A 25,780-nucleotide genomic window follows, 5' to 3' on the forward strand; every position below is an offset into this window, starting at 1 on the left:
TGCAATCCCTACATTGTAGGGAAAAGGAGATTATTAATTAATGGCAAAAAAACAAGAAGCAGAAAAAGAGTTAGCGGCAAAAAATGCAGAGCTACAAGGTGCTGACACAAAAGTTGTGAAGGACACTGAAAAGATTGAGTCTGAGGCAGATTCAAATTTAATCGATGAGATTAAATCAAACACTTGGAGTACTCCTTCTGGGGACTTCGACTGGGATCTTGATGAAAAAGCTTTTGGTAACTACAGTGATTCAGAACGTACTAAATTAGAAGAGCAGTACGCTGGAACATTCAACCAAATCAATCAAGGTGAGATTATTGAGGGATCAGTTGTATCTATCAATAACAAAGATGTTGTTTTAAACATCGGTTTCAAATCAGACGGTCTAGTAGCATTATCTGAGTTCCGTGACTTACCTGACTTAAAAATCGGTGATACGGTTGACGTATTTGTAGAATCGCAAGAGGATGCAAACGGTCAATTAGTATTATCACGCAAACGTGCGAAAACTCAAAAATCTTGGGAAGAAATCAACGAGGCTTTGGAAAATGACAAAGTTATCGATGGTTTCGTTAAATCACGTACAAAAGGTGGTTTAATTGTAGACATCAAAGGTGTTGAGGCTTTCTTACCAGGATCTCAAATTGATATCAAACCTATCCGTGACTATGATGTATACGTAGGTAAAACTATGGAGTTCAAAGTTGTGAAAATCAACCACGAATTCAAAAACGTAGTAGTTTCTCACAAAGTATTGATCGAGGACGATTTAGAAAACCAAAAATCAGAAATCGTTGCGAAATTGGAAAAAGGACAAGTATTGGAAGGTACTGTTAAAAATATCACTGACTTCGGTGTGTTCATCGACTTGGGTGGTGTTGACGGATTACTACACATTACAGACATCTCTTGGGGCCGTATCGAGCATCCAAAAGAGGTATTGTCATTAGACCAAACTATCAACGTTGTAGTTCTTGACTTTGATGATGAGAAAAAACGTATCGCATTAGGCTTGAAACAACTTTCTGAGCACCCTTGGGAATCTTTAGACAAGAACTTAGAAATCGGTTCTAAAGTTAAAGGTAAGATCGTTACTGTAGCTGACTACGGTGCATTCTTAGAAATCATCCCTGGTGTTGAAGGATTGATCCACGTTTCAGAAATGTCTTGGTCTCAAAACTTACGTTCTCCACAAGAGTTCTTGAAAGTAGGTGACGAAATCGAAGCTGAGATCTTAACATTAGATCGTGAAGAGCGCAAAATGAGCTTAGGTATCAAACAATTGACTCCTGACCCTTGGCAAAACATCACTGAACGTTACCCAGTTGGTTCTAAACAATCAGCAGTTGTTAAGAACATGACTAACTTCGGTGTATTCGTTGAGTTAGAAGACGGAATCGACGGTTTAATTCACATTTCTGACCTTTCATGGTCTAAGAAAGTTAACCACCCTAACGAATTTACTAAAGTAGGTGAAAGATTAGACGTTGTGGTTTTAGAATTAGACGAAGAAAACCGCAAGCTTTCATTAGGTCACAAACAATTAGAGGAAAACCCTTGGGATACTTTCGAAACTATCTTCACTGAAGGTTCAGTTCACGAAGGTACAGTAATCAAAGTTGGTGACAAAGGAGATATCGTTGCTTTACAATATGGTGTTGAAGGATTCTGTCCTAACAAGCACTCTGTAAAAGAAGACGGTTCTGCATTGAAAGTTGACGAAGTTGCTGAATTCAAAATCATCGAGTTCAACAAAGAAAACAAACGTCTAGTTATTTCTCACTCTCGTATTTGGGAAGATGCTAAAGCTGAAGCTCGTATCGAAGAGTTCAACGCTCGTAAAAAAGAAGCTAAAGCTGCTAACTCAGCAGTGAAAAAAGTTAAAGATTCAGTTGAGAAATCAACTTTAGGTGATCTTGACGTATTAGCTCAATTGAAAGAGCAAATGGAAGACGACGAGAAAAAATCTAAATAATTAGGTTTTTAAATAAAAAAACGAAGCCCCGATTGAAAAGTCGGGGCTTTGTTTTTTTTAGACATTAGACATAAGACAAAAGACATAAGAAATGGCAGGGCGAAAAATTTCTTTAGCAGACATGCCACAGAAAGGGAGTTAGTTTACCGAAGTTGGTGCCTCACCATTCATGGCGTAGCGGGTGTCACTTCCATTCATGCCGTGGCGAGTGTCCCCTCTATTCACGCCGTGGCGGGTGTCCCCACCCGACACTATATATTACGACAAAGGCCTATTGCCTTTTTTTTCGCTGTGGTTGGTGTCTCTCCAAAAATAACTTCTGGGTGGGCAGGTTGTGTTTTTAACAAGCGTATCACAGCGATGACGATGATTGTTGAAGTGATTTTAAAATCTATAGATTGGCTTTGTTTTTTTTTAGACATAAGACATAAGACATAAGACATAAGAAAGGCAAAGCGCAAAATCATTTCTTTAGCAGACATGCCACAGAAAGGGAGTTAGTTTACCGTAGTTGGTGCCTCACCATTCATGCCGTAGCGGGTGTCACTTCCATTCATGCCGTGGCGGGTGTCCCCACCCGACACTATATATTACGACAAAGATCTATTAGTTTTATGTCATAGGTCCAGTGTGTATTAGACATATGTCTAGTGTCTAATGTCTTGTGTCTAATGTCTATTAGTTTGTTGTCTAATGTCTATTTTATTGTTAATTTAATGTTTTATTCCAATCCTATAGAACATGAGAACTTCAGCTCTAATCAGCACCGATCAAGCACTCAAATTAATTAATGAGGATAATGCCATTGTATTGGATGCAACGATTGACAAGGTCAACGAGAAAATGGACAACAGTAAACTGTCGTTAATTCCCAACAGTCAGTTTTTTGACATTGAAGGTGTTTTTTCGGATCATAAGAGTGGTTTCCCTCATACGATGGTCAGTCCGGAGCAGTTTTCAAAAGAAACAAAGAAACTGGGAATCAACCAGGATTCTACGGTTATAGTGTATGATCGATGGGGTGTCTATTCAAGTCCGAGGGCATGGTGGATGTTTCGGTACATGGGATTGGAAGAGGTGTTTGTACTTAACGGAGGAGAACCAGCGTGGAAAGCTGCTGGATTACCTATTGTAGATGATTATAGGACTCCTGAAGCACAAGGTAACTTTAAAGCGAAACCCAATTATGAATGGTTTATATCCAAAGAGGAATTGGTTGAAAGATTGGGAGATGATGATTTCACCATCACGGATGCTCGATCATCAGGTCGATTTCATGGCACTGCGCCAGAACCGCGCGAAGGTTTAAGGTCTGGCCATATTCCGGGATCCAAGAATTTGCCCTTTGACCAGGTTTTGGACGGCATTAATTACCAAGATGACATGGAACTCCAAAGATTATATGAGGGAAAAATAGATAGCGGTAAGCAGAATATCTTTACCTGCGGATCGGGTATTTCAGCTGCTATTATTGCACTCGGAGCCTATGAATTGGGCAATGATTACGTGACCATTTATGATGGCTCATGGAGCGAATGGGGAGCAGATACGGAAGTTCCTGTGGAAAAAGACTGATGACCCACCAGTATAAAAATAAAAGCCGCCCTATCTGTTGAATGAGCGGCTTTTTTATTTTAATCTCTTGATGTTATTTTGATTGACTTGGAAGTGGTACATAACCATCATCTCCTGGTATTTTTGGAAATTCATGGTTGATCCATTTTTCTTTGGCTGCATCGATAGTTTCTCTACTGCTCGCAACAAAATTCCATGATATAAATCTTTCCTCCGGAAAAGGTTCGCCACCAAATATATAAACTGTGGTGCCAGCTTTCATTTCAAAGGTACAAAGATGGGCATCCAATGTAATTAATATTTGTTTGGGACCATAAGTAAATCCATTGCTCTCAATCTCCCCTTCCAGGATATAAAGCCCACTCTCGCCATAAAGCTCTCCTTTGATATCGATCAATGCATCTTTTTCTGCCTTCACCTCTATCATATACAATTTACTATAAACGGGTACTGGAGATTTTTTGCTAAAAGCTTCACCTGCGATCAACTTATACTTTACTCCATCCTCCTCCCATGCAGGGATTTGATCAGCTTCGGTATGATGAAATTCAGGTTCCATAAATTCCAGGTCTTTTGGCAATGCCACCCAGATCTGTAATCCGTGTAAATATTTATCCTTTACCCTTAAATATTCTGGTGTTCTTTCAGAATGCACCACACCTTTGCCGGCAGTCATCCAGTTGACAGCTCCAGGTTTTATTTCCATTGCTGTACCCAAGCTGTCCCTATGAAAGATGGACCCATCAAATAAATATGTAAGGGTTGACAATCCAATATGTGGATGAGGGCCAACATCTAAATTCTCATGGTCTGCAAGACATGCAGGACCCATATGGTCAATAAATACGAATGGACCGATAGATCTTTTCTGGCGGAATGGTAGCAACCTTCCGACCATAAAATTCCCGATGTTTGCAGCAGTTTCTTCTCTGATGAAATCAATATTCGACATAAACTCCTTAATTAGTGTTCTATTTCTTTAAAGTTACGAATTAAAGAGGCTTCTTAACGAGCTTAAAAATCAAATCGCACGCTAATTTTGTCGTTCTATTGTCAATATCGAATATGGGATTTAGTTCTGCAAAATCAATGCAGTCCAAATTTGGTAGCGAAATTATCGTCTGATAAATAGTCTGAAAAGTTGCATCCGGTATGACGCCATTGAAGGCTGTAGCACTAACTCCAGGTGCAAATGCTGAAGCAAAGAAATCCATATCTACGGTAACATAAATATGGTCCACCTTTTTAGAAAATTCAAGGATCTGGGTTTTGATATTTTGAAGATTCTCAGCATTTATCTGATCAGCTTTAATGATTTCAACCCCTCTTTCTTGTGCAAAATCAAACAATGCTTTTGTATTGCTAATATCTTGAATACCGATGGCAAGATATTTCACGCTGTTTCCTTCCTTGATCCCTTCTTCGATTATCTGGTAAAATCCAGTGCCTGAATTTCCTTGATTATCTATGGTGGTTCGGATATCTAAATGGGCGTCCAAATTGACAACTCCGATTTTCTTGGACATACTGTATCTCTTGAGTCCATTGAAGTGAGCGTAAGTAACTTCATGTCCACCACCCAGCACAATAGGAAAAGCACCTATTTCAAGAATTTGAGCCACTCTTTTAGAAAGTTCATTCTGGGCGCTTTCCATATCGTCTGAAATGCATATTACATCACCTGCATCGACTATTTTTCTGGAATTAGGGAGATGATTAGGGAGGTTTGCCAAGACTTTCCTTAATGCCTCTGGCGCATCCTTCGCACCTACTCTACCTTGGTTTCTTTTCACTCCTTCATCACAACAGAAACCCAAGAGCACATATTGAGAATTTAGATCTGGCAAATGATCGTCTAGATTTATAAATTCAATAATCTGATGCCACCGCTTTAATTCCGGGGTATCTCCATCATTGCGTCCTATCCAATTTTGTGGCTCCCCAGGTTTATAAAAAACATTTCCAAGTGATTCCATAATTTCCTCCTTAAAATAGGTTGTCGATAATACTGTCTTCAACCAATTCTGGTTTTGTAATTTTCAGGGTTGAAGTTCTTTCTAGTTCAGTTTCGATTGCACTGAGAGCCTCCTTGTTTCTTGCCCATGCTCTTCTGGCAATACCATTGTTGACATCAAAGAACAGCATTTGCTTTAATTTGGTGTCACTTTCCATAGACCCATCCAATAACATACCAAAACCGCCATTGATCACTTCACCCCAACCTACGCCACCTCCATTATGGATAGAAACCCAGGTTGCACCGCGGAAGCTATCCCCGATTACGTTGTGTATAGCCATATCAGCAGTAAATTTACTGCCGTCATAAATATTACTTGTCTCACGATAAGGAGAATCTGTACCGCTTACATCATGGTGATCTCTCCCTAGGACAACAGGAGCAGAAAGTCGTCCGTCATTTACTGCATTGTTAAATGCTTCTGCGATTTTCATTCTACCCAGTGCATCAGCATATAAAATACGAGCTTGTGACCCAACGACCAATTTATTCTGTTCCGCTTCCTGTATCCATTTTATATTGTCTTCCATTTGCTGGAAAATTTCTTGAGAAGCATTTTTTTGAAGGTCTCTCAGGACTTCCAATGCCAAGCGATCTGTTGTTCTGAGGTCTTCAGCTTTTCCAGAGGTACAAACCCATCTAAATGGACCAAACCCATAGTCAAAACACATAGGCCCCAGAATATCTTGCACATATGATGGATATTTGAAATTAATTCCATCGGATGCCATGATATCTGCACCTGCACGGCTTGCTTCCAATAAAAAAGCATTTCCATAATCAAAAAAGTAAGTGCCACGCTCCACATGTTTGTTGATAGCGTCAGCATGTCTAATCAGTGTCCTTTGGACTTCTTTTTTGAACTGCTCAGGATTATTGGCTATTAAATTATTTGATTCTTCAAAAGATAAATCAACAGGATAGTAACCTCCCGACCATGGATTGTGAAGAGAGGTCTGATCAGACCCTACAGTAACCGTTATATTTTGTCTGTAGAATTGTTCCCAGACATCCACGATATTACCAATATAAGCGATAGAAACTGTTTCTTTTTTCTCAATTGCAGTTTTCACAGCAGTTATTAGGTTTTCTATATCCTCAACCAATATATCCACCCAACCTTGCTCGTGTCTTTTTCTGGCAGCTGCGGGATTCACCTCTGCGCATACGGTGATACATCCTGCAATATTTCCAGCTTTCGGTTGAGCTCCGCTCATACCTCCCAATCCTGAAGTTACAAAGACTTTCCCTTTGATATCTTCACCTTCTTTGAGGTGTTTTCGGAATGCATTCATCACTGTGATTGTGGTGCCATGAACGATTCCTTGAGGTCCGATATACATGTACGATCCAGCGGTCATCTGTCCATATTGTGTTACTCCTAATGCATTGTACTTCTCCCAATCATCAGGTTTAGAATAATTGGGTATCATCATACCATTGGTAACTACTACCCTAGGAGCATTTTCGGATGAAGGGAATAATCCCATCGGATGTCCTGAATACATGTGTAGTGTTTGGCTATCGGTCATTTTTGACAAGTAGCTCATAGTAACCAAGTACTGAGCCCAATTTTGAAAAACAGCACCATTACCACCATAGGTGATTAATTCATGCGGGTGTTGTGCTACAGCTGGATCTAAATTGTTCTGGATCATCAACATAATTGCAGCTGCTTGTTGACTCTTTGCAGGGTATGAATTGATCGGTCTTGCAAACATTTTATAGGAAGGCCTAAACCTATACATATAAATTCGTCCATAAGTCCTTAACTCATCCAAAAAATCCGCAGCCAGTTCTTCGTGCCATTCCTTGGGGAAATACCTTAATGCATTTCGAACAGCTAATTTCTCTTCATCTTTTGTCAAAATTGCCTTGCGTTTTGGAGCATGGCTTACCGTATGATCTAAATCAACTTTCTTAGGTAGTTCCTTTGGGATACCCTGAACGATTGATGCTTTAAATTCTTTTTCAGTCATTTTTAATTTTCATTTACAAAAACCTCAATACCATTTTTCCAAACAGCCTTTGGCTGTAAACCACCTTGGAGGTAGGTTATATTTTGATAATTATCAGTTTGATAAATAACAAAATCTGCTAGTTTACCTTCCATTAATCGACCTCTATCATCCAGGTTCAATGCTTTAGCAGCTCTGAAAGTGATAGCTGCAAAAAGTTCTGCATTGCTTAATTTCTGCATGGTTGCCAAAATACTGGCACTTTCGATCAATTTTCCCATAGGTGCTGACCCAGGGTTCCAGTCAGTAGCGATTGCCAAGCTTGCTCCGGCATCCAATAATCTTCTTGCCGGTGTAAATTCACATCCTATTCCAAGGGATGCTGCTGGTAATGCTACAGGGATAACCTCAGAGCCTGCCAAAAGAGTAATTTCATCTTCGGTCGAAGCTTCCAGGTGATCCGCTGAAACTGCTGCAAGTTCAACAGCAAGTTTAGACCCTGAAGTACTAAACTGATCAGCATGAACGGTCAGATCGAAGCCCATTTCTTTGGCTTTTTTATAATATGGTAGGATTTGCTCTGCCGAAAAGGCACTCTTTTCCACAAAAGCATCTATTCTGTTTGTAAGTTTTTCTTCCTTTAAGATTGGGAATAATTTTTCTCCCATCTCATACAAGTAATCTTCAGGAGTTCCCTTGTGGTCTTTGGGGTGCATATGTGCAGCCAAACATGTAGAAATTAAATCCACATAAGTGGATTTATTAGCTTCTTTAATTGCTCTCAAGGTTTTGAGCTCCTCTTCTACTTTCAATCCATAACCGCTTTTTACCTCGACTGTTGTAATACCCTGTCTAAGGAGGGCATCTGCTCTTTTTAGAGTAAGTTCTTTGAGTTCTTCTTGACTACAAGCACGTGTATGCTGGACTGTGCTCCAGATTCCACCTCCTGCTTCCGCAATCTCGAGGTATGAGCTACCTGCATTTCGCATGGCAAAATCATTTGCTCGGCTTCCACCGAAAGCAATATGGGTATGACAGTCAATAAATCCCGGCAAAGCCACGAAATCTCCGTTCAGTTCGATTATTTCAATATCATTACCCAAGGCTTCCCTTAATCCCTGAAAATCCCCCACAACAGATATTCTGCCATCCTGGATAAAAATACCGGCATTGGCAATGATTTCTAGTTCACTATCTTTCAAAGCACCCTTCACAGGCAGGTGCTGCATGGTGAGCAACTGTTTGAATGGTCCTATAAGTTTTCCTGTTTCCTTCATGATTAATAGTTTTCAAAATGTTCAACACCTTCACCAAAATATGGCAATGCATTCTTTGCTGCAGCCTCTTTGGCAACTTGAATCAATTCTCCAGATTTAATAAGTGCCAAAGCATTGTCCAAAATATCCTGCATTGGCTGATCCTCTTCAATATGTGGGATTTTTGTGCGTATGTGTTGGTGAATCGCCTCAATAACAGGCGTAGATTGCATTGGATTATGGAAGTCCTTGGCTTGAGCAGCACACAGCAATTCAATACTTAAGATCTTATCAACATTATCCAAAACCTGCAATAATTTTCTACCGGAAATTGAACCCATACTTACATGATCTTCCTGGCCCAATGATGTCGGAATACTATCTGCACTTGCAGGGAAACATAATCCTTTGTTTTCGCTCGCGATTGCAGCAGTACTATATTGTAGAATCATAAATCCAGAGTTTAATCCAGTTGCTTTCATTAACAATTTAGGAACGCCATTGGTTTCTCCTTCAAGGGATAAGTAAACCCTGCGATCAGAGATATTCCCTAATTCTGAAACGGCCAATGTTGCATAATCCAATGGCAATGCAATAGGCTGACCATGGAAAGAACCTCCACTGATTGTCAATTCACTATTGATGATAATCGGGTTATCAGTAACTGAGTTTATTTCTGTTTCTATGATATCCCTGAAATGTAACCAGGCATTCCTTGAGGCACCGTGAACCTGCGGAATACAACGAAGGGAATAAGGATCTTGTACACGAGAACAGTTTTTATGGGATTCTAAGATTTCGGAACCCTTTAGTAGATTGTAAACTGTAGAGGCAACAAAAGTATTTCCTTTATAGGGTCTCAATTGATGTAGCTCACTAAAGAACGGTTTAATAGAACCATTCAATCCTTCGATCATTAAGGTTGCGATCAAGTCAGCGTTGTTCATTAATCTGTTCATTTCCACGACTGCTTTAACACCATGAGCTGCCATAAATTGAGTACCATTGATCAGAGCTAATCCTTCCTTTGCTCCCAAATGAATCGGTTCTAAATTATGATCACTTAATACTTGAGCGGTATCTACAGCCTTTCCATCTTTCCAGACTTTTCCTAATCCAATCAGTGGCAAAAATAAGTGCGACAATGGCGCTAAATCGCCTGATGCTCCAACAGAACCTTGCTTCGGAACGACAGGGACAACATCATTTTGTATATGCCAAATAATACGTTCTATCGTGCTCAATTGTACACCAGAGAAACCCTTTGCCAATGCATGGACTTTTAGGATCATCATCAATTTGCTAAGTTCCTTGTCAATAGGCTCACCCATTCCAACAGCATGGCTCTTCAAAATATTCTCTTGCAATTTTTTGGTATCCTGAGGACTGATCAAGGTGGTGCATAATGGACCAAAACCAGTATTTATTCCATAAACAACCTTTCCGGCGTCTACAATTTCTTGAACATACTGCGCACTTTGGTTGATTTTTGCTGTTGTTTCATCAGTAAGAATACCTTGACATTCAGACTTTGCTATAGATAGAGCAATAGAACTGCTCAAATAATCTTCTCCGTATTTAAATGAATTCATAATTAATTTCTGTCTTACCCAAATTTACCTGCTATATTTGATAATTAATAATATCAATATTATCAACAACTGATAACTATGAATTATCAAATAGAACTTAGACATCTTTTATATTTTAAGGTTGTAGCTGAGGAATTGCACTTCCGTAGGGCAGCTGAAAGACTTTTTATTGCACAACCAGGTTTATCCAGACAAATCAAACAACTCGAGGATTACTATAAGACTAATTTATTTATTCGTGATAAACGAAATGTTGAACTGACCGAAGCAGGAGTTTATTTGAAAAAGGAAGTTGATTTGATTTTCAATCAACTTTCTAATGTGAAGGACCACATTGAGAAGATTTCTGAAGGCAAGATAACATCACTTAAACTAGGATTTATAGGGTCGGCAGTTCAGGCCATTTTACCGCAGCTATTGGTTGAGTTGAAGCAAAAGCAGCCTCTGATTGATATTACACTCAATGAACTTTCTAATGAGGTGCAGATGGAAATGATTCACAAACAAGAATTGGATTTTGGTTTTGTAAGGATAGAAAGCACTCCTTTGGGAATACAATCTGTTCCTATTTTGACGGAACATTTCTCCTTAGTCGTTCCCAAGAACAGATTTCCAAAAGCTAAAGGAAAAGTAAATTTGATGGACTTTACGGAGGAGCCATTTATCTTATTTTCCAAAGAATACAGCAATTCATATTATGAATTGGTCATGAGTATTTTTGATGACCATGGGTTTGAACCGAATGTAACCCTAAAAACTGTCAATGCATTGAGTATTTTTAATTTGGTGAGTCAGGGCTTGGGAGTTGCCATTGTACCTACTTCATTGAAAAAGGGTTACCATACCCATGTTGATTTCCTTGAATTGAACCATTTGCCACAAAGGACAACATTATCATTGGTATGGAACAAAAAAAACAGAAACCCAGGGATCCCTCTGATGTTGGAAATTGTAAATGGGTTGAAAGGAAAAAGTTAATTTTTTTCTCCTAAATTTATGGAATCCAAACTTTTCCTGCATCAGTAGGTGAAACAAGGTTTTATTTAATGGTTATGAAAAAATTAATCCTGCTAGTTATCATCCTTGCCCCTATTTTTTTGTTCGGGCAGAAAATTAAAACAGATCCTATGATTGCAGAAAAATGGAAAGAAATAGACCGTCTCAACTCCATTGGGAATTTTGAGCAGACAGCCCCTATAGTGAAGGAAATAAAGGCTTATGCAAAAAAGAACAATGATGCTCCAATGTTAATTCGAGCAATTCTTGCTGAAAGTCAATTCCTAAGGATTAATACTATGCAGAAAGATTTTTTTAGTAAAGTCGAAAAACACTTTCAAGAAAATATTAATGAAACAAATGGGGTTCAAAAAAGTCTTCTATATGGTTTTTATGCTCAATTCTTAGGCAGTAACTCCGATTATTACAGTGAAGGCGACAATAAATTCCTTACATCTGATGAAAAAACTAAGAATAAAATCATTGATTCTATTTTTCAACAATCAATTGAAAATAAAGATCTTCTGTTAAAAGAGTCCATAGATAAATGGTTACCCCTGTTTGCAGATACGAACAATGTATCTTTGACTCCAACCTTGTACCATTTTAACATCAATTCTTATTTAGCCTTTTTAAGACTAGATAGGGAAGCAAATAAAAGCAGAATAGAGAGCTTATCGAAGGACCTGCTAGCTATCAATGCAAAAGGTAATTACCATAATGCAACATCATACCTGTTATTGAACAATATCTCTAAAGAAAACGGAGATCCAAAGGATAAAATCAATGAATTAAAGAAAATAATTGCCCAAAATAAGAGTGATTTCAATGCTTATATTTATTCCATGATGGCCTCATTGGCACATCAACAAGGTAATTCCACAGAGGGAATTGGTTATTTAGAAAAGGCTAAAATGGAATACCCCAAATCACCATGGCTGAGAGAAGTTGCTGTCATAGAACATTCCATAAAAAAGGCTGAATTGGATTTCAGGATCAACAAAATTCTTCCATCTAATGAGTATAGTCCTATTGAGTTGAGCTTCCGAAACACTGAAAAATTGTTTATCAAAATTTTCAATACGACCAATACCCCAAAAAACTTTAAAAGATATAAGGTTGAAATTGACAGTATTACTTATAAAGTGTCATTAGATGCTAAGGAAGTATATTCTGAGGTAGTAGAACTTAAAGATTTTGGAGATTATAAATTTCATTCTACGATTTATAAAATAAATCCATTGCCATACGGTAGTTATGAATTAATGATTTCCAACAACAGCGAATTTATTAATGATGGAGCATTCAACACGGTTTCTTCCTCTAAATTTCTAGTGAGTGATCTATTTATTTCGAGTGGAATTGAGCATAATATTGACAATTCACAAAGTTTTATTGGGATGCTAATGAATCGGAAATCAGGCAATCCTTATGCAAATAAGACGCTGAATATTTTCGATATAAACTCAGGGAAACAGCCCAAGCTAAAGACAACCGTTAAAACCAATGCTGTAGGTAAATTCAAAATATCAAAAATATCTCAAGAGGAACCACAAAGAATTGCCGAACTGCAAATCTTTATTCCTGAGGAGAACCAATTGATTGATATTCAGAACTACGAGCAATTTACGGGAAATGTGGATTTTTGGGATAATGAGTCAATAAATTTCAATAGCAGGACACTAACAGACCGTGCGATTTATAGACCAGGCCAAAAAATATTATTCAAAACTATTGTTTACAGCTCTAATTTATTGGCTGGAAAAATAGAAGCAGAAAAGAAAGTTCAAATCATATTAACAGATGCAAATGGTCAAAAAGTAGACTCTCTGAATCTAACCACCAATGGATTTGGATCGGTAAATGGTGAGCTTCAGATTCCCAATAATATTTTAGCCGGTGGATTCAACATTTTGGTTTTGGAAAATGGAAATCAGATTGGTTTCCATTTTATCCGGGTAGAGGAATATAAACGACCTACCTTCAAGGTGTCATTTGATGAGAATAAAGATACTTACAAAAGAAGTGACATTGCAGTCTTCTCAGGGAAAGCAGAATCTTTATCCGGCGCTAATCTATCTGGTGCTACGGTCAACTACATCGTCAATATATCTAGCCATTCACCACGTTATAAGAGTTTCTTATTTACGGACAGCTCAGTTATTGCAGATGAAAATGGCAAGTTCAGCATTAAAGTTCCACTTGAGGATACAGCTTTAATGAAGTACGAGAATTTCACGATATCTATAACTGCTGAAGTAGTGAATCAAACCGGTGAGATGCAAAGCGGATTTACATTTTATACCTATTCCGACAAGCCTTGGAGAATAAATATTCTCACTCCATACCAAGTTGAAGCAGGGAAATGGGATTCAGTTGAAATTCGAACCGTGAATCAGAACGGTCAACCATTGAATTTTGCTGGTGAAATTAAGATATTTAAATATCCAGAACCTGGGATTACTTTGCCAACTGATTTTAGGAATATTTTCTTGGACTTAAAATATAATCTACTTAGCAATGAAGAATACAAAAAATATTTTCCAACCATATTTGACGAATCTTTAGAAAGCAAACAAGAATCAGAATTGATTAAAACATATTCCTTTGACACAAACGATACGACCATAATCAAGATTGACCCTGAATTATTCAAAAAGGGGAAATACTATATCCAAGCTATGTCTATACAGGGGAAAGACACGGTAACATCAGTTCATAATATTCAGGTGTTTGATCCTGTTACCAAAAAAACTAGTGACCATGATTATCTAGTCTATAGTTTTGACAAAGAAAGCTATGGTCAAGGAGACCAAGTAAAAGTTACATTTTATACGGATATCAAAGAAGCAGAATTAATTTACCTGTACCCATACACCGATATAGAAAGTCTAGAGACCATAACCATTCCTGTTAAGGATGGAAAAGCTTTCTATGAATTTACATTGGATAAGGAGAAATTCAATAAATCTTATCGCATTCAGGCTATGCTTGTTGTAGACAACAAACAAGAAAATGTGTTTGTAAATATTCCTATTAAGGGCAAAGATCAAGACTATATAATTAAAATCAACACATTTAGGGATAAAATAACTCCTGGTGTGAAAGAAAAATGGAGCTTTAATATTTTTCAAAAGGATAGGGTTGTTCCAACTGAGGTTTTGGCAACGATGTACGATATGTCCTTGGATGCTTTCGCAGGAAATTATTATCCAGCCTTTTTTGATAAAAATAATAGCTTTTACTTTCGCTCATTCTATCGTCTTGGCGAAAATTTCAATCAGGTTCAATACTCTAATAGACTACCTGATTATTGGTCCATAGAAAATTTGACCGGCATAGAACTTCCAAATGTCTATAACTATGGATTATGGGATTATATGTGGTTGAGTCCAAATGAAATAGTTTATTATGGATATGGGGCGAAAATTTCAGGATCAGTAACTGGAAGTACAAGAGGAACGGCTGATAACGCAGCTCCTGCAAGGCTTATTTTAAGGGGTGCTACTTCTATTGAACCAACTGTGGTAGATGCACGTCAGGTGGTTGAGGAGGTAGTTGAACAGGATTTATTGGCAAGTAAATTAAATGAACCGTCAAATATTGAGAAGAATGAATTTGAAATTGATTTAAATCAGGTTCAAGCGCGCACCAACCTTCAGGAAACAGCCTTCTTCTATCCCACCCTTTACACGGACAAGGACGGAAACATAAGCTTTGAGTTCGACAGTCCCGAAGCTTTGACCACATGGAAACTACTTTTGTTTGCTCATGGCAAGAACCTTGAAGTTGGCTCAGGTCAGTTTGTGACCCAGACACAGAAGCAATTGATGGTGCGCCCAAACCTTCCCCGTTATTTTAGGGAATCGGATGAGATTGAACTCATCAGCCAGATCCAGAACCTAAGCGATCAAGCACAGCAGGGGCAGGCAAAAATTGAGATCATCAATCCCGTAGACAATTCCGTCATCACGGAAAAATTTGTGATCAGTCCTGTAACCACGGACTTTAGGGTCGAAAAATTCAGCAATCAAACTGTAAGCTGGAAATTAAAGATACCTGAGGGTTATCCGACAGTTCAGGTTAAGGTAGTGGCTGCCTCAGAGGCATTTTCAGATGGCGAGGCTCAGGAGCTGCCGATATTATCGAACAAAGTCCTGATCTCCGAAACCGAAAAGATCACCCTGAAAGCCGGTGAAAATAGAACCTTCGAGATCGATGCTGCCGAAAAGGACAATTTACAGGCCAAGGTGCAAGTTCAGAGCAACCCCATCCTGGAAATCATCTCTGCTATCGACTACCTGAAAAACTATCCTTATGAATGCACAGAGCAGACCAGCAGCAAGTGGTTTGGACTGAAGATGGTCCAATATATCGGAAAAAATTATCCTGCGATCTCTGCCTATTTTAAGACCACCAAATCAAGGGAGACCAAGGGCAGATTGGAAGAGAACGCCGAACTGAGCGAGCTGAAGCTCCAGGAAATGCCTTGGCTCAGAGATATCCAACATGATGACAAAAGAATGGATCAGTTGGCCGAGCTCTTCAATACCAATATCGTGTCAGAGTTGAATTCACTGGAACAAAAACTGATCAGGAGCCAACTGGACAATGGTGCTTTCCCGTGGTTCGAAGGCGGAAAAGAAGATCAGCATATCTCTATTCGGATCCTGGAGATAGTCGGAAAGGTCTATAATCTGGATCCGACATTGGTCGATTCAGACCTGAATGGCAGCATGAAGAAACTGGCGGGTTACCTGGACAAGGACAGGGAAATCACAAAACCGAATTCCTCCGCTACATTGGCACTTGACTATTTATATGCCCGTCATTTCTGGAATTCGGAAGTGAAGGTTCCTGAGGACAACAAACAAGCCCTGAAAACAAAGATTGCCAAGGCTCCGTTGATCACTGCCAAAGGCCCTGCAGGATATGCTGCGAAAGCATGGATCGTCAATCAGCTCTTCGGAGACAGCAAAGAGGCCAACGAGATCAAGAACAGGATCCAACAGGAAGTTATCCTAGATCCTGAAAAAGGAATGTATTGGGAAAGCAACGGCAAATCCTACAATGACATCAGCCTGCACAGTTACCTGCTGGAAGCTTACAGATTATATGACCCGAGCAAACTGAACCAGATCAGTCAATGGATCTTCTATCGCAAAGAAGCCAATTATTGGAGAAGTACCTGGTCGACCGTAGATGCTATCTACAGTCTTTTACTGGCCAATAACCCCAAGGACTTCAGCCTTGACAACAATGTCACGGTATTGGTAGATGGTCAAAGATCAACGATGGACTCGGTGGTGCTTGGTCAGGTTTCCAGGACTTTTGAGGGGGAAGAGCTTTCAAGCAACAGATCTGTCCAGGTACAGAACCACAATGACAGGCCTGTCTTTGGTGGAGTGTTCCACCAATATTTCCTGCCGGTTTCTGAGGTCAAGAGTTCTACGAACGACCTGAAGGTGAGCAAGCAGTACATGGTAGAGCGAAACGGAAAATGGGTAGAGAGCAACGAAGCCAAGCTCGGCGAAAAGATCAAGATCGTCATCACGGTGATCAACGACCAGAACTTGGAGTATGTACATCTGAAAGACAGCCGCCCAGCCGGTGTCGAACCAGTGTTTGTTCCTTCAGGATACAACTGGAGAAACAATTACTACTTCACCCTGAAGGATGCTTCGACCAACTATTTCTTTGGCAACCTGGCTAAAGGAAAACGGACCCTTGAATATGAGGTGAAGGCAAATAACATCGGGGTTTTCAATTCAGGAATTACTACCATAGAAAGTATGTATGACCCTACGGTGAATGCGAGGTCGGACAATAAGGTGATTACGATAGTGAAGTAGGTACCAAAGAAAAATCCTTCTGGAAACCATATGGCTTTCAGAAGGATTTTTTTATTATAAAGTTTTCTATTTAACTCTTGAAATTGTTGGTTTTTGATCGACAACTACCACTTTTTCTTTAGTCTCAACCTTTTCTTTCTTGGCATTTTCACTAAGCGTATGACCACCTAAAATAGGTGCAATTACTAAACCTACTAAACATGTCAGTTTAATCAGAATATTCATTGAAGGTCCAGATGTATCTTTGAATGGATCTCCGACTGTATCTCCAGTTACTGCAGCTTTATGGGCATCAGAACCTTTATAAGTCATTTCACCATTGATCATTACACCTGCTTCAAATGATTTTTTGGCATTATCCCATGCTCCACCGGCATTATTTTGAAAGATAGCCCACATTACTCCAGAAACAGCAACACCTGCCATATAAGCTCCTAATGCTTCAGGTCCCATCACAAAACCAACAATAATTGGAGTAATAATGGTAATAGCTCCTGGAAGCATCATTTCGCGCAATGCTGCCTTCGTAGAAATATCCACACATCTTCCGTAATCAGGCTTTCCTGTTCCTTCCAAAATCCCAGGGATTTCACGGAACTGCCTTCTAACTTCATTCACCATGTCCATTGCTGCTTTACCAACAGATTGCATGGCCAACGCCGAGAAAACAACAGGTATCATCCCACCGATGAACAATGCCGCCAACACATCCGCTTTGAAGATATTGATTCCATCAATTCCTGTGAAAGTAACATAGGCAGCAAATAGTGCCAATGCAGTCAATGCTGCTGAAGCAATAGCAAACCCCTTACCTACCGCAGCTGTTGTATTTCCTACAGAATCTAACACATCCGTACGCTGACGAACTTCTTTAGGTAATTCACTCATCTCAGCAATACCACCTGCATTATCAGCAATAGGTCCGAATGCATCGATTGCCAACTGCATCGCTGTGGTTGCCATCATTGCCGAAGCCGCAATAGCAACTCCATAAAATCCTGCCAATTCATAAGATCCCCAAATTGCAGCAGCAAAAAGGATAACTGAAGAAGCTGTAGATTTCATACCTGTAGCCAAACCTGCAATAATATTGGTTGCTGCACCAGTTGAGGAGTTTTGTACAATATTCAATACTGGTTTTTTACCAAGACCAGTGTAAAACTCAGTAAAAGCTGAAATTAATCCACCCACAGCTAATCCTACGATTGTGGAGTAGAAAATGTTCATGCGCGGTACATCTTGATAGCCCTCACCAAAGAATTTCATCTGAATAACTTCTGGTAACATATATTGGATCAAGAAGAAACACGCAATCACAGTCAATATAATCGAAGCCCAGTTACCTGTGTTCAATGCTTTTTGAACTTGGTTCTCTTTAGCATCATTTGAAGATACATTGACCAAGAAAGTTCCGATAATGGACGCAAGGATACCCACCCCTGCAATAACAATAGGCAATAAGATCGGACCCATTCCATTGAACGCATCTGTATATTGAGAGCCTGTAACTTCCGACATATCCTTGATAATATAATTACCAAGAACCATGGAGGCTAATACAGTTGCCACGTACGAGCCGAATAAATCTGCCCCCATACCTGCAACATCACCCACATTATCGCCTACATTGTCTGCAATAGTTGCTGGGTTTCTAGGATCATCCTCAGGAATTCCGGCCTCTACTTTTCCTACCAAATCCGCACCTACATCGGCAGCTTTGGTATAAATACCACCGCCTACACGTGCAAACAGGGCAATAGATTCAGCTCCCAATGAAAAACCTGCCAGGGCTTCCAAAACAACGGTCATCTCATTATAGAAATTACCGTTTTCTGTAAGGAACATCTTAAGGAACAATAAAAAGAAAATGCTTAATCCCAATACCGCCAATCCAGCTACGCCGAGTCCCATAACAGTTCCTCCGGAAAAGGAAACCTTTAAGGCTTGTGGTAAACTAGTCCTAGCTGCTTGGGTGGTGCGTACATTGGCACTGGTCGCAATACGCATACCGATATTTCCTGCCAATGCCGAAAAAAAGGCCCCGCAAACAAAGGCAACCACTATAATCCAGTGAGATGTCTCAACAAGCGTAGACACAATAAATAATGCAATCGAAGCGATTACAACGAAAATCAACAGAATCCTGTATTCAGCTTTCAGGAAAGCCATCGCTCCCTCCTGAATACTTTTGGAAATGGATTGCATTTTGCCGTCGCCAGCATCTTGCTTACCAACCCATCCTGCCTTGACAAACATAAATAAGAGACCCAATACAGCGAGTGCTGCTGGTAAATAGATGATAAATTGTTCCATACAAAGTTTATTTGGTTACTATTAAAGATAACAACTTTTTTTATCAATATACAAGACCAAAAAAACAAGTTTATGATATAACTCAATCGATAAACCTTGGAGAAACAATTACTTAGAGATAGGAAATAAAAATATTTAAAACCTTAAAAGGCATTCCAATGGTAAAGGTCATCTTCAATTTTGACTGTATCGTTATCCATCAAGTTTCTTAAGACTTTTAGACGATCTTCTTCCTTGCCGATTTCTATCGCTTCGATAAGGTCATGCAATGACAATGGTTTTTCCAAAAGGAGATATTGGATTTTCTTTTCAATGGATTCAGATACTCCCGATTTATGCTGCCTGACCACACATAGATCACATACTCCACACGATTCTGTCGCCTCTTCGCCAAAATAATGCTGTAATGATAAACTGCGGCAATCCTTACCGTCCAAATATTGATAGATAGCTTTGATTTGCTGTTCTTTTATCGCTTTTCGCTCAGCAATAAACTGAGTATCGATATAAAGATTTTTATAATCCACTCGAGGTTGCAGAAACTGTAGCTGAGGGGCATCAGTTTTGGCCACATAGGTGGCGAGCTCTTGTTGTTGTAAGGACCTTAACATCTTAACGACCTCTTCATAAGGTTTGCCAATCTTCTTTGCAATTTCAAATTCATTGATAGGAACATAATAATCAAATACTCCACCATAAGCTCGAAGAATAGCTTTGATCAACGGATCAAAATGGGCGCTTTGAACTTGAAATCTATATAACTCTTGATAATCTACTTCAAATTTAATTCGAGCAGGAATATAAACCGCCTCACTCAGGGCCAACCATTTGTCCCTCTCTAAAAATTTCAGCGCACTCAAGGTTTTCACGACATCCAATTTATATTTTTTGGAAAAATCAACTACATCAAAGTCATAAGTCAATCCCTTGCCAGCACCATACGCTATTTGATAATAATTGCATAGATGATGGTACACCTGTTGAATAAATTGAAAGTCAGGGAAGCTGAGGTCAATATTTTCCCAAAGCTCATTTCTATCAGACTGTTGATACAGCATAACGGGGTATGCTTTTTTACCATCTCTACCTGCCCTACCGGCCTCTTGATAATAAGCTTCTAAAGAATCTGGAATATCAAGGTGGACAACAAACCTGACATCAGGTTTGTCTATGCCCATTCCAAAAGCATTCGTTGCTACTATGACACGAATTTGATTGCTGGTCCAAGCATCCTGTTTTTTTGCTCTACTCTGCATATCCAACCCCGCATGATAAAAATCTGCAGGAATGCCATGGTTCAATAAATACCTCGCTACCTCTTGCGTCTCCCGCCTATTGCGAACATACACTATCCCCGTGCCACCAATTTTACTGATCACCTTCAGCATTCTACCCATTTTGTTTTCTTCATCGAAAACCATATATGCTAGGTTTTCCCTTCTGAAGCTTTTAGATAGAACATTTGAAGTTTGAAATCCAAGTTTATCTTGAATATCATCAATTACCTTCGGAGTAGCTGTTGCAGTAAGCGCTAAAACAGGAACCTTAGTTTTCAGTTCCCTCAATTTTATTAGCTCTAGATAGGAAGGCCTAAAATCATAACCCCATTGAGAAATACAATGGGCCTCATCAATGGCAAACAGGTTCACGTTCATATGACGGATCCTTTCCTGAACCATATCATTGTACAAACGCTCTGGAGCAAGATATAAGAACTTGATGTTCCCGAAAATACAATTGTCTAATGCGATATCAATCTCTCGGTGCGACATACCTGAATAAATCGCAATTGCTGGAATATTTCGCTTTCGAAGGTTTTCTACCTGGTCCTTCATCAGCGCAATCAAAGGACTGATTACAATACAAATCCCCTCTCTCAATAATGCCGGAACCTGAAAACAAATAGACTTACCACCACCTGTAGGCATCAAAGCCAAGGTGTCATTTCCTAAGAGAACTTCGTGAATGATTTCTTCCTGCAATGGACGAAATTTATCATAACCCCAATATTCCTTAAGTATGGATAAGCTAGTTTTTTCCATGGTTGTTATTCTTCCAAACATACGCAAAATTATCCTTCAATACGTAGTAAGCCCGATTTTTGGACTCTAGAACAGACACTGACTGATGAATATGTTTCCAACTATTGGACCCATCTAAGATGGTCAAAGTTGAATTTATTTCATTTGGCAAGTCGGTATTATTCCTGAGAAAAAGGATTTTAGAGTTATGAACGGAATCATTATTTCCATTCATTACATACAAACTCATATCGTTTTGAATGGCTAAAGATTGGTTTTTATTATTACCACTTAAATTAGTAAATCCTACTTTGGAGAGGTCGGTATATCTTTTGAGATCCGGATGTACAGCAAATTTTAATGCTTTGTGGGAAATTGAATCGTAGGTACTGTAAAGATGAACTGATCCGGCATCGATAATGGCAAATGTCAATTCTTTTTTTGTATTGTATACTTTTAATCCTTTAAAGGATTTATTTATTAACCTAGAATGCAATACTAAACTGGTCGTTAACATAATCAAAGACAAACTGATCATAAATAACCATTTCTTCTGAAATCTAATCGAAAGAAATATCAGCAAAATAATTATATAAGATAATATGGTAAGTGCTGCGGAGAATGGAATCCCTTGAATACTTGAAAAAGGCAAAGAATCAATATAATTCAAGATATCATAAGTAGATAAAACTAGTTTTTTGACGATGTCTCCCAATATTTCGTTAAATCCTGTCCAAGGAACAACTAAAAAAGTACCAAAGTATAAAATTAGGGTGGAAGGAATCGTAAGAATAAGGTTTGAAATCAAAAAGTAGGTTGGAAATTGGTGGAAATAGAACATAGCTAAAGTAGTTGTGGTTAGTTGAGCAGATAGTGACACATACACTATGGTTAATATGTTGTTAAGATGTTTATTTTCACATTGATATAGTTTCTTGAGGAGGGGTACAAAGAGTAAAATTCCTAAAACAGCTAAATAGGATAGCTGAAAGCCTATATCAAATAGCATAAATGGATCATAAATCAAAAGGAGAAATGCGGATGAAAAAACAGCATTGACCGAAAATAAAACTTTATTTTTCCAATACCCAATTAAGAAAATACTGAACATCAAGGTCGCTCTTAGCACTGCAGGTACAAGTCCGCAAATCAATGCATAGAACCAAATAAATAACAGAACAAATAAAAACCTCAATGACCGGCCTTTTGGCAGCCTATCCATAGGTTTTAAAACCCAAGTCAACAAACCAAACATCAGACTGACATGAAACCCTGAAACACTCAATACATGAATGGTCCCGGTATTTGAAAATACCTCCAAGATCTCTGCCGAGAGGTCAGCTTTATATCCAAATGTTATCGCACTTGCTATTTGATACGCTGAATGGTCACTAATAAAGCTCTTAAACTTTGCCTGTAAAAAATTCTGGATCTTAAAAATATTGGCTTCAAATTTATAAGCATCCTGTGGTATTTTAGAAAGTATCTTAACATCTTTGGAGGGAATAAATATTTGATAAAATATTCCATTTCTTTTTAAGTAGCTCGAATAATCAAATTGATTTGGATTATAAGGAGAAGGCAAGTTTTGAATCCTTCCTTTTAAAACGATGGCATCTCCTTTTTCAAGGTTCGTAATCTTTAAATCTTTATCCCAAATTGTTGTTTGTAATCGAAGGTTCGACGATTTCAAAAATCGAAATTCTAGTGTGTTTATTATTTCTACTCTAGTTTGTAAAATCTCTCCTTTTCTTACTGGAATTTCGGCTACTACAGCTTTATAAAACCTTGTGTTTTCAAGGTCAGGAATATCTATGGGCAATTGATTGGCCATGCCCAATACTCCTAACAAAAATGTGGTTACAAATAAGATATAATCTCTGTAATTGTATATTTTGAAAAACAACAGTCCAATGTAAATGCACAAAAGAAGAAACAATGTGACGATAGATGATAGTAATAGGAATTCACTCCAAGTCATCCAAAATGCAACCACAATTCCAATAGCATAGAAAAGAAAAATTCTCAAAAACGGAATCTGTTGGAGATTGATCTTTTGAATTTCCAGCATCACCAAGAATATCGAAGTTGGAGTCTTACATCTGATTTTTGATTTCCAGAAATTTTATCCAAACCAGAACCAAGCTCACTAATTCCTAAATAATGTGTAAGAGCATAGCGAAACCAGATATCCAATCCCCTAACAGGTTTGATCTTCTTGTTAAAATAAATCCTCAATCCTTTCCTGAAATAGGAAGGAAATGAAAATGAATGCAAAACATTTCTTTCATAAGCATATAACCGTGATTCATAACCATCAGCTTGAAAATAGGCTACCCTAAAATTCCCTCCTATTTTCCATTTCGGATATCCCCATATCACATCCTGAAAAATTAAAAATCCATGCTTTCTTCCAACAGCTGTTTTTTCGAAACGCTTAAATTCAACCTGATTTCCAATCTGAAAGTTGGGCTTCAATTTATACAGAAAAGCTACTCTAGCTTGTTGTCTTGCCACATCCGCAATTCCTATTTTACGTTTCATTTCGGATGGAAAATTCTCCTGAAAGAACTTATATTGATAACGGAACTTCAAGTGCCCTTTTTTGTACCAGATATAGCTGAATTGCGTCCTTCCTTGAAAAGAAAAGGTAGATTGATTTGCACGAAATTTCTTCCATGGAAATTTTATATAATCTATGCTATTCATCCATTCAATTCTCCTTCGGGGATGGTATACAAAACTTAGATGCCAACCTTTTTCATTGGCAAGGAGTGATTGATCTTGAAAAGACTGAGCAAAAAAACTGTGATAGTCAACCGTATAATTTCGATAACTTAAAGAAGTTGAAAACTTCCTACCTAACGCGGCAATTACCCCATGATTATTTGCAAAACCAGAACCTAACGAATGTGCCGATTCACCAAAAAACAGTAAGTTGTAAAAATTAAACCGATAATAAGCTGAAATATTTTGAAGAGCATGGCCTTCAAATCGATACTTACTGTATTCTCTTGAATTTAGTTTCAGAGGAATATCAAAATGTGTAGAAATAAAATTAGTACCTATTACAAATCCCCTTTTTTGATAATCTGCATTCAATCCATAGGTTGTTTGGCCCAAACCTCTTCGATTACGCAATTCAGAGGGAGTGCGATGAAGTCCAGAATAATTGATGCTAGTTACATTTCTATGAGGACCTTGTTCCTTTACTGTAGCAGTTAATCGATTATATGAAATAAATGGTGTAAGATTAATTTTTTTGAAAAGAAATGTACCAGCAACTCCTCGCATATACTTACTCTCCATCATGCCAGTATGCGGCCTAATCCCCAAACCTTGCTGCATAACATGAGCTACGGAAGCACCTTTTCCAAAGACTGCGCCATTCCATATAGTCAAACCTTGACCAAATTGTAACAAATAATCCCCAAAAATAACCTTAGAAAAAGGACCGACTTTATTGAATAAAAGTGAACCTGAAATATGATCAAATCCGTATATTTTTTCTTCCATAAAAAATGGCTCACCGGCATCCTTTTCCATATTTAATGTCATCCGCAAACGATCTTGATATGTCCAGCGATAGCGCACGCTCATCTTATCTGGTGTACCCAAATATTTGGATCTTTTTGGATCCGAAATCTTATAGCCCTGTGGAACTTGCAAAGATCTCCCATAAGTAACCATCACTGTACTGATTGCCTTCTTGGCCACTTCTGGAATTGAAAATTGATCTAAAAATGGTTCTTTAACGATTACAAATGGCAAAAGCTGATCGAGAGTTTCTAGACTTAATCCAGGGATCACCTGAAGCTCCAAAGGCGAAATAAAAGAACCGACCTTTTCGCGATGCAATAAAATCTGTTGAATCTGAAATGCTGAAAGAAAGATTAATTGGTTTAGGTCCTGCTCTGTGGCTTTATTAAGATCAATAGGTTTTTTTAAAATATCTAATAAGGCTTCACTATATTCTGCAAGCTCATTGGATGCTTCAGATTCATCCAAAACTTGATTGGCAATTATATCTTCAAGTTGATTATTTTGTTGAGCAGATACCTCTTTTGTAAATAATGACAATAAAGGCAACAGCAAAACGTAGCCCACATATGGTCTCCGACGCCATGAAAAAATCACCCCATAAACAAAAATTGCCATCGATACTAAATATCGGATGGCAGTTTTAGTTCATCGTAAATTCCACTTTAAAGATATAAGTAGGTTA

General features: G+C 38.5%; 14 protein-coding genes. 4 read left to right on the forward strand and 10 right to left on the reverse strand.

Annotation, left to right across the window (positions count from 1 at the left end; genetic code table 11):
- Positions 1–40: 40 nt before the first annotated feature.
- Positions 41–1,975 (forward strand): 30S ribosomal protein S1, encoded by a 1,935-nt coding sequence (rpsA, locus tag CRT24_RS13590; RefSeq protein ID WP_099371763.1) that lies wholly within the window; start codon positions 41–43, stop codon positions 1,973–1,975.
- A gap of 251 nt (positions 1,976–2,226) precedes the next feature.
- On the opposite strand, the gene CRT24_RS20700 is transcribed toward rpsA, so the two are convergent.
- A complete protein-coding gene (locus CRT24_RS20700) occupies positions 2,227–2,457 on the reverse strand; it encodes a hypothetical protein (protein ID WP_144034586.1) in 231 nt (76 codons plus the stop codon).
- Between the two features lie 259 nt (positions 2,458–2,716).
- On the opposite strand from CRT24_RS20700, the gene CRT24_RS13595 reads away from it, so the two are divergent.
- Positions 2,717–3,550, forward strand: coding sequence for a sulfurtransferase (locus CRT24_RS13595; protein ID WP_099371764.1), 834 nt, complete (start codon positions 2,717–2,719; stop codon positions 3,548–3,550).
- 73 nt (positions 3,551–3,623) lie between these two features.
- Here CRT24_RS13595 and CRT24_RS13600 read toward each other — a convergent pair whose 3' ends face one another.
- The 5 genes from CRT24_RS13600 to hutH are packed head-to-tail and all read right to left on the reverse strand — an operon-like array spanning position 3,624 to position 10,373.
- Entirely contained in the window at positions 3,624–4,502 is an 879-nt protein-coding gene (locus CRT24_RS13600) for a pirin family protein (protein WP_099371765.1), read from the reverse strand.
- Positions 4,503–4,542: 40 nt separating this feature from the next.
- Positions 4,543–5,568, reverse strand: coding sequence for a formimidoylglutamase (gene hutG, locus CRT24_RS13605; protein ID WP_144034587.1), 1,026 nt, complete (start codon positions 5,566–5,568; stop codon positions 4,543–4,545).
- Positions 5,537–7,546 (reverse strand): urocanate hydratase, encoded by a 2,010-nt coding sequence (locus CRT24_RS13610; RefSeq protein ID WP_099371767.1) that lies wholly within the window; start codon positions 7,544–7,546, stop codon positions 5,537–5,539. The genes hutG and CRT24_RS13610 overlap by 32 nt, the downstream gene beginning before the upstream one ends.
- A 2-nt stretch (positions 7,547–7,548) precedes the next feature.
- Entirely contained in the window at positions 7,549–8,802 is a 1,254-nt protein-coding gene (gene hutI / locus CRT24_RS13615; RefSeq protein WP_099371768.1) for an imidazolonepropionase, read from the reverse strand.
- Between the two features lie 2 nt (positions 8,803–8,804).
- Positions 8,805–10,373, reverse strand: a complete 1,569-nt coding sequence (gene hutH, locus CRT24_RS13620; protein WP_099371769.1) for a histidine ammonia-lyase — start codon at positions 10,371–10,373, stop codon at positions 8,805–8,807.
- A 78-nt stretch (positions 10,374–10,451) separates the two neighbouring features.
- On the opposite strand from hutH, the gene CRT24_RS13625 reads away from it, so the two are divergent.
- Together CRT24_RS13625 and CRT24_RS13630 are read left to right on the forward strand one after the other, a co-directional pair.
- Positions 10,452–11,351 carry a LysR family transcriptional regulator gene (locus CRT24_RS13625; RefSeq protein WP_099371770.1) on the forward strand — a complete coding sequence of 300 codons (900 nt, stop codon included), beginning with the start codon at positions 10,452–10,454 and terminating at the stop codon, positions 11,349–11,351.
- Positions 11,352–11,425: 74 nt separating this feature from the next.
- Positions 11,426–17,221, forward strand: a complete 5,796-nt coding sequence (locus tag CRT24_RS13630; RefSeq protein WP_218962632.1) for an alpha-2-macroglobulin family protein — start codon at positions 11,426–11,428, stop codon at positions 17,219–17,221.
- A 66-nt stretch (positions 17,222–17,287) separates the two neighbouring features.
- On the opposite strand, the gene CRT24_RS13635 is transcribed toward CRT24_RS13630, so the two are convergent.
- The 4 genes from CRT24_RS13635 to CRT24_RS13650 form a co-directional block, all read right to left on the reverse strand.
- On the reverse strand, positions 17,288–19,534 hold the full coding sequence (locus CRT24_RS13635; RefSeq protein WP_099371772.1) for a sodium-translocating pyrophosphatase: 2,247 nt from the start codon (positions 19,532–19,534) through the stop codon (positions 17,288–17,290).
- Between the two features lie 143 nt (positions 19,535–19,677).
- Positions 19,678–21,576, reverse strand: coding sequence for an ATP-dependent DNA helicase RecQ (locus CRT24_RS13640; protein ID WP_257214048.1), 1,899 nt, complete (start codon positions 21,574–21,576; stop codon positions 19,678–19,680).
- Positions 21,563–23,626 (reverse strand): ComEC/Rec2 family competence protein, encoded by a 2,064-nt coding sequence (locus CRT24_RS13645; protein WP_099371774.1) that lies wholly within the window; start codon positions 23,624–23,626, stop codon positions 21,563–21,565. The genes CRT24_RS13640 and CRT24_RS13645 overlap by 14 nt, the downstream gene beginning before the upstream one ends.
- On the reverse strand, positions 23,626–25,713 hold the full coding sequence (locus CRT24_RS13650) for a helix-hairpin-helix domain-containing protein (protein WP_099371775.1): 2,088 nt from the start codon (positions 25,711–25,713) through the stop codon (positions 23,626–23,628). The genes CRT24_RS13645 and CRT24_RS13650 overlap by 1 nt, the downstream gene beginning before the upstream one ends.
- Between the last annotated feature and the right edge of the window lie 67 nt (positions 25,714–25,780).

This window comes from Sphingobacterium sp. 1.A.5, assembly GCF_002734235.1.
In the GTDB taxonomy this organism is placed as follows: domain Bacteria; phylum Bacteroidota; class Bacteroidia; order Sphingobacteriales; family Sphingobacteriaceae; genus Sphingobacterium; species Sphingobacterium daejeonense.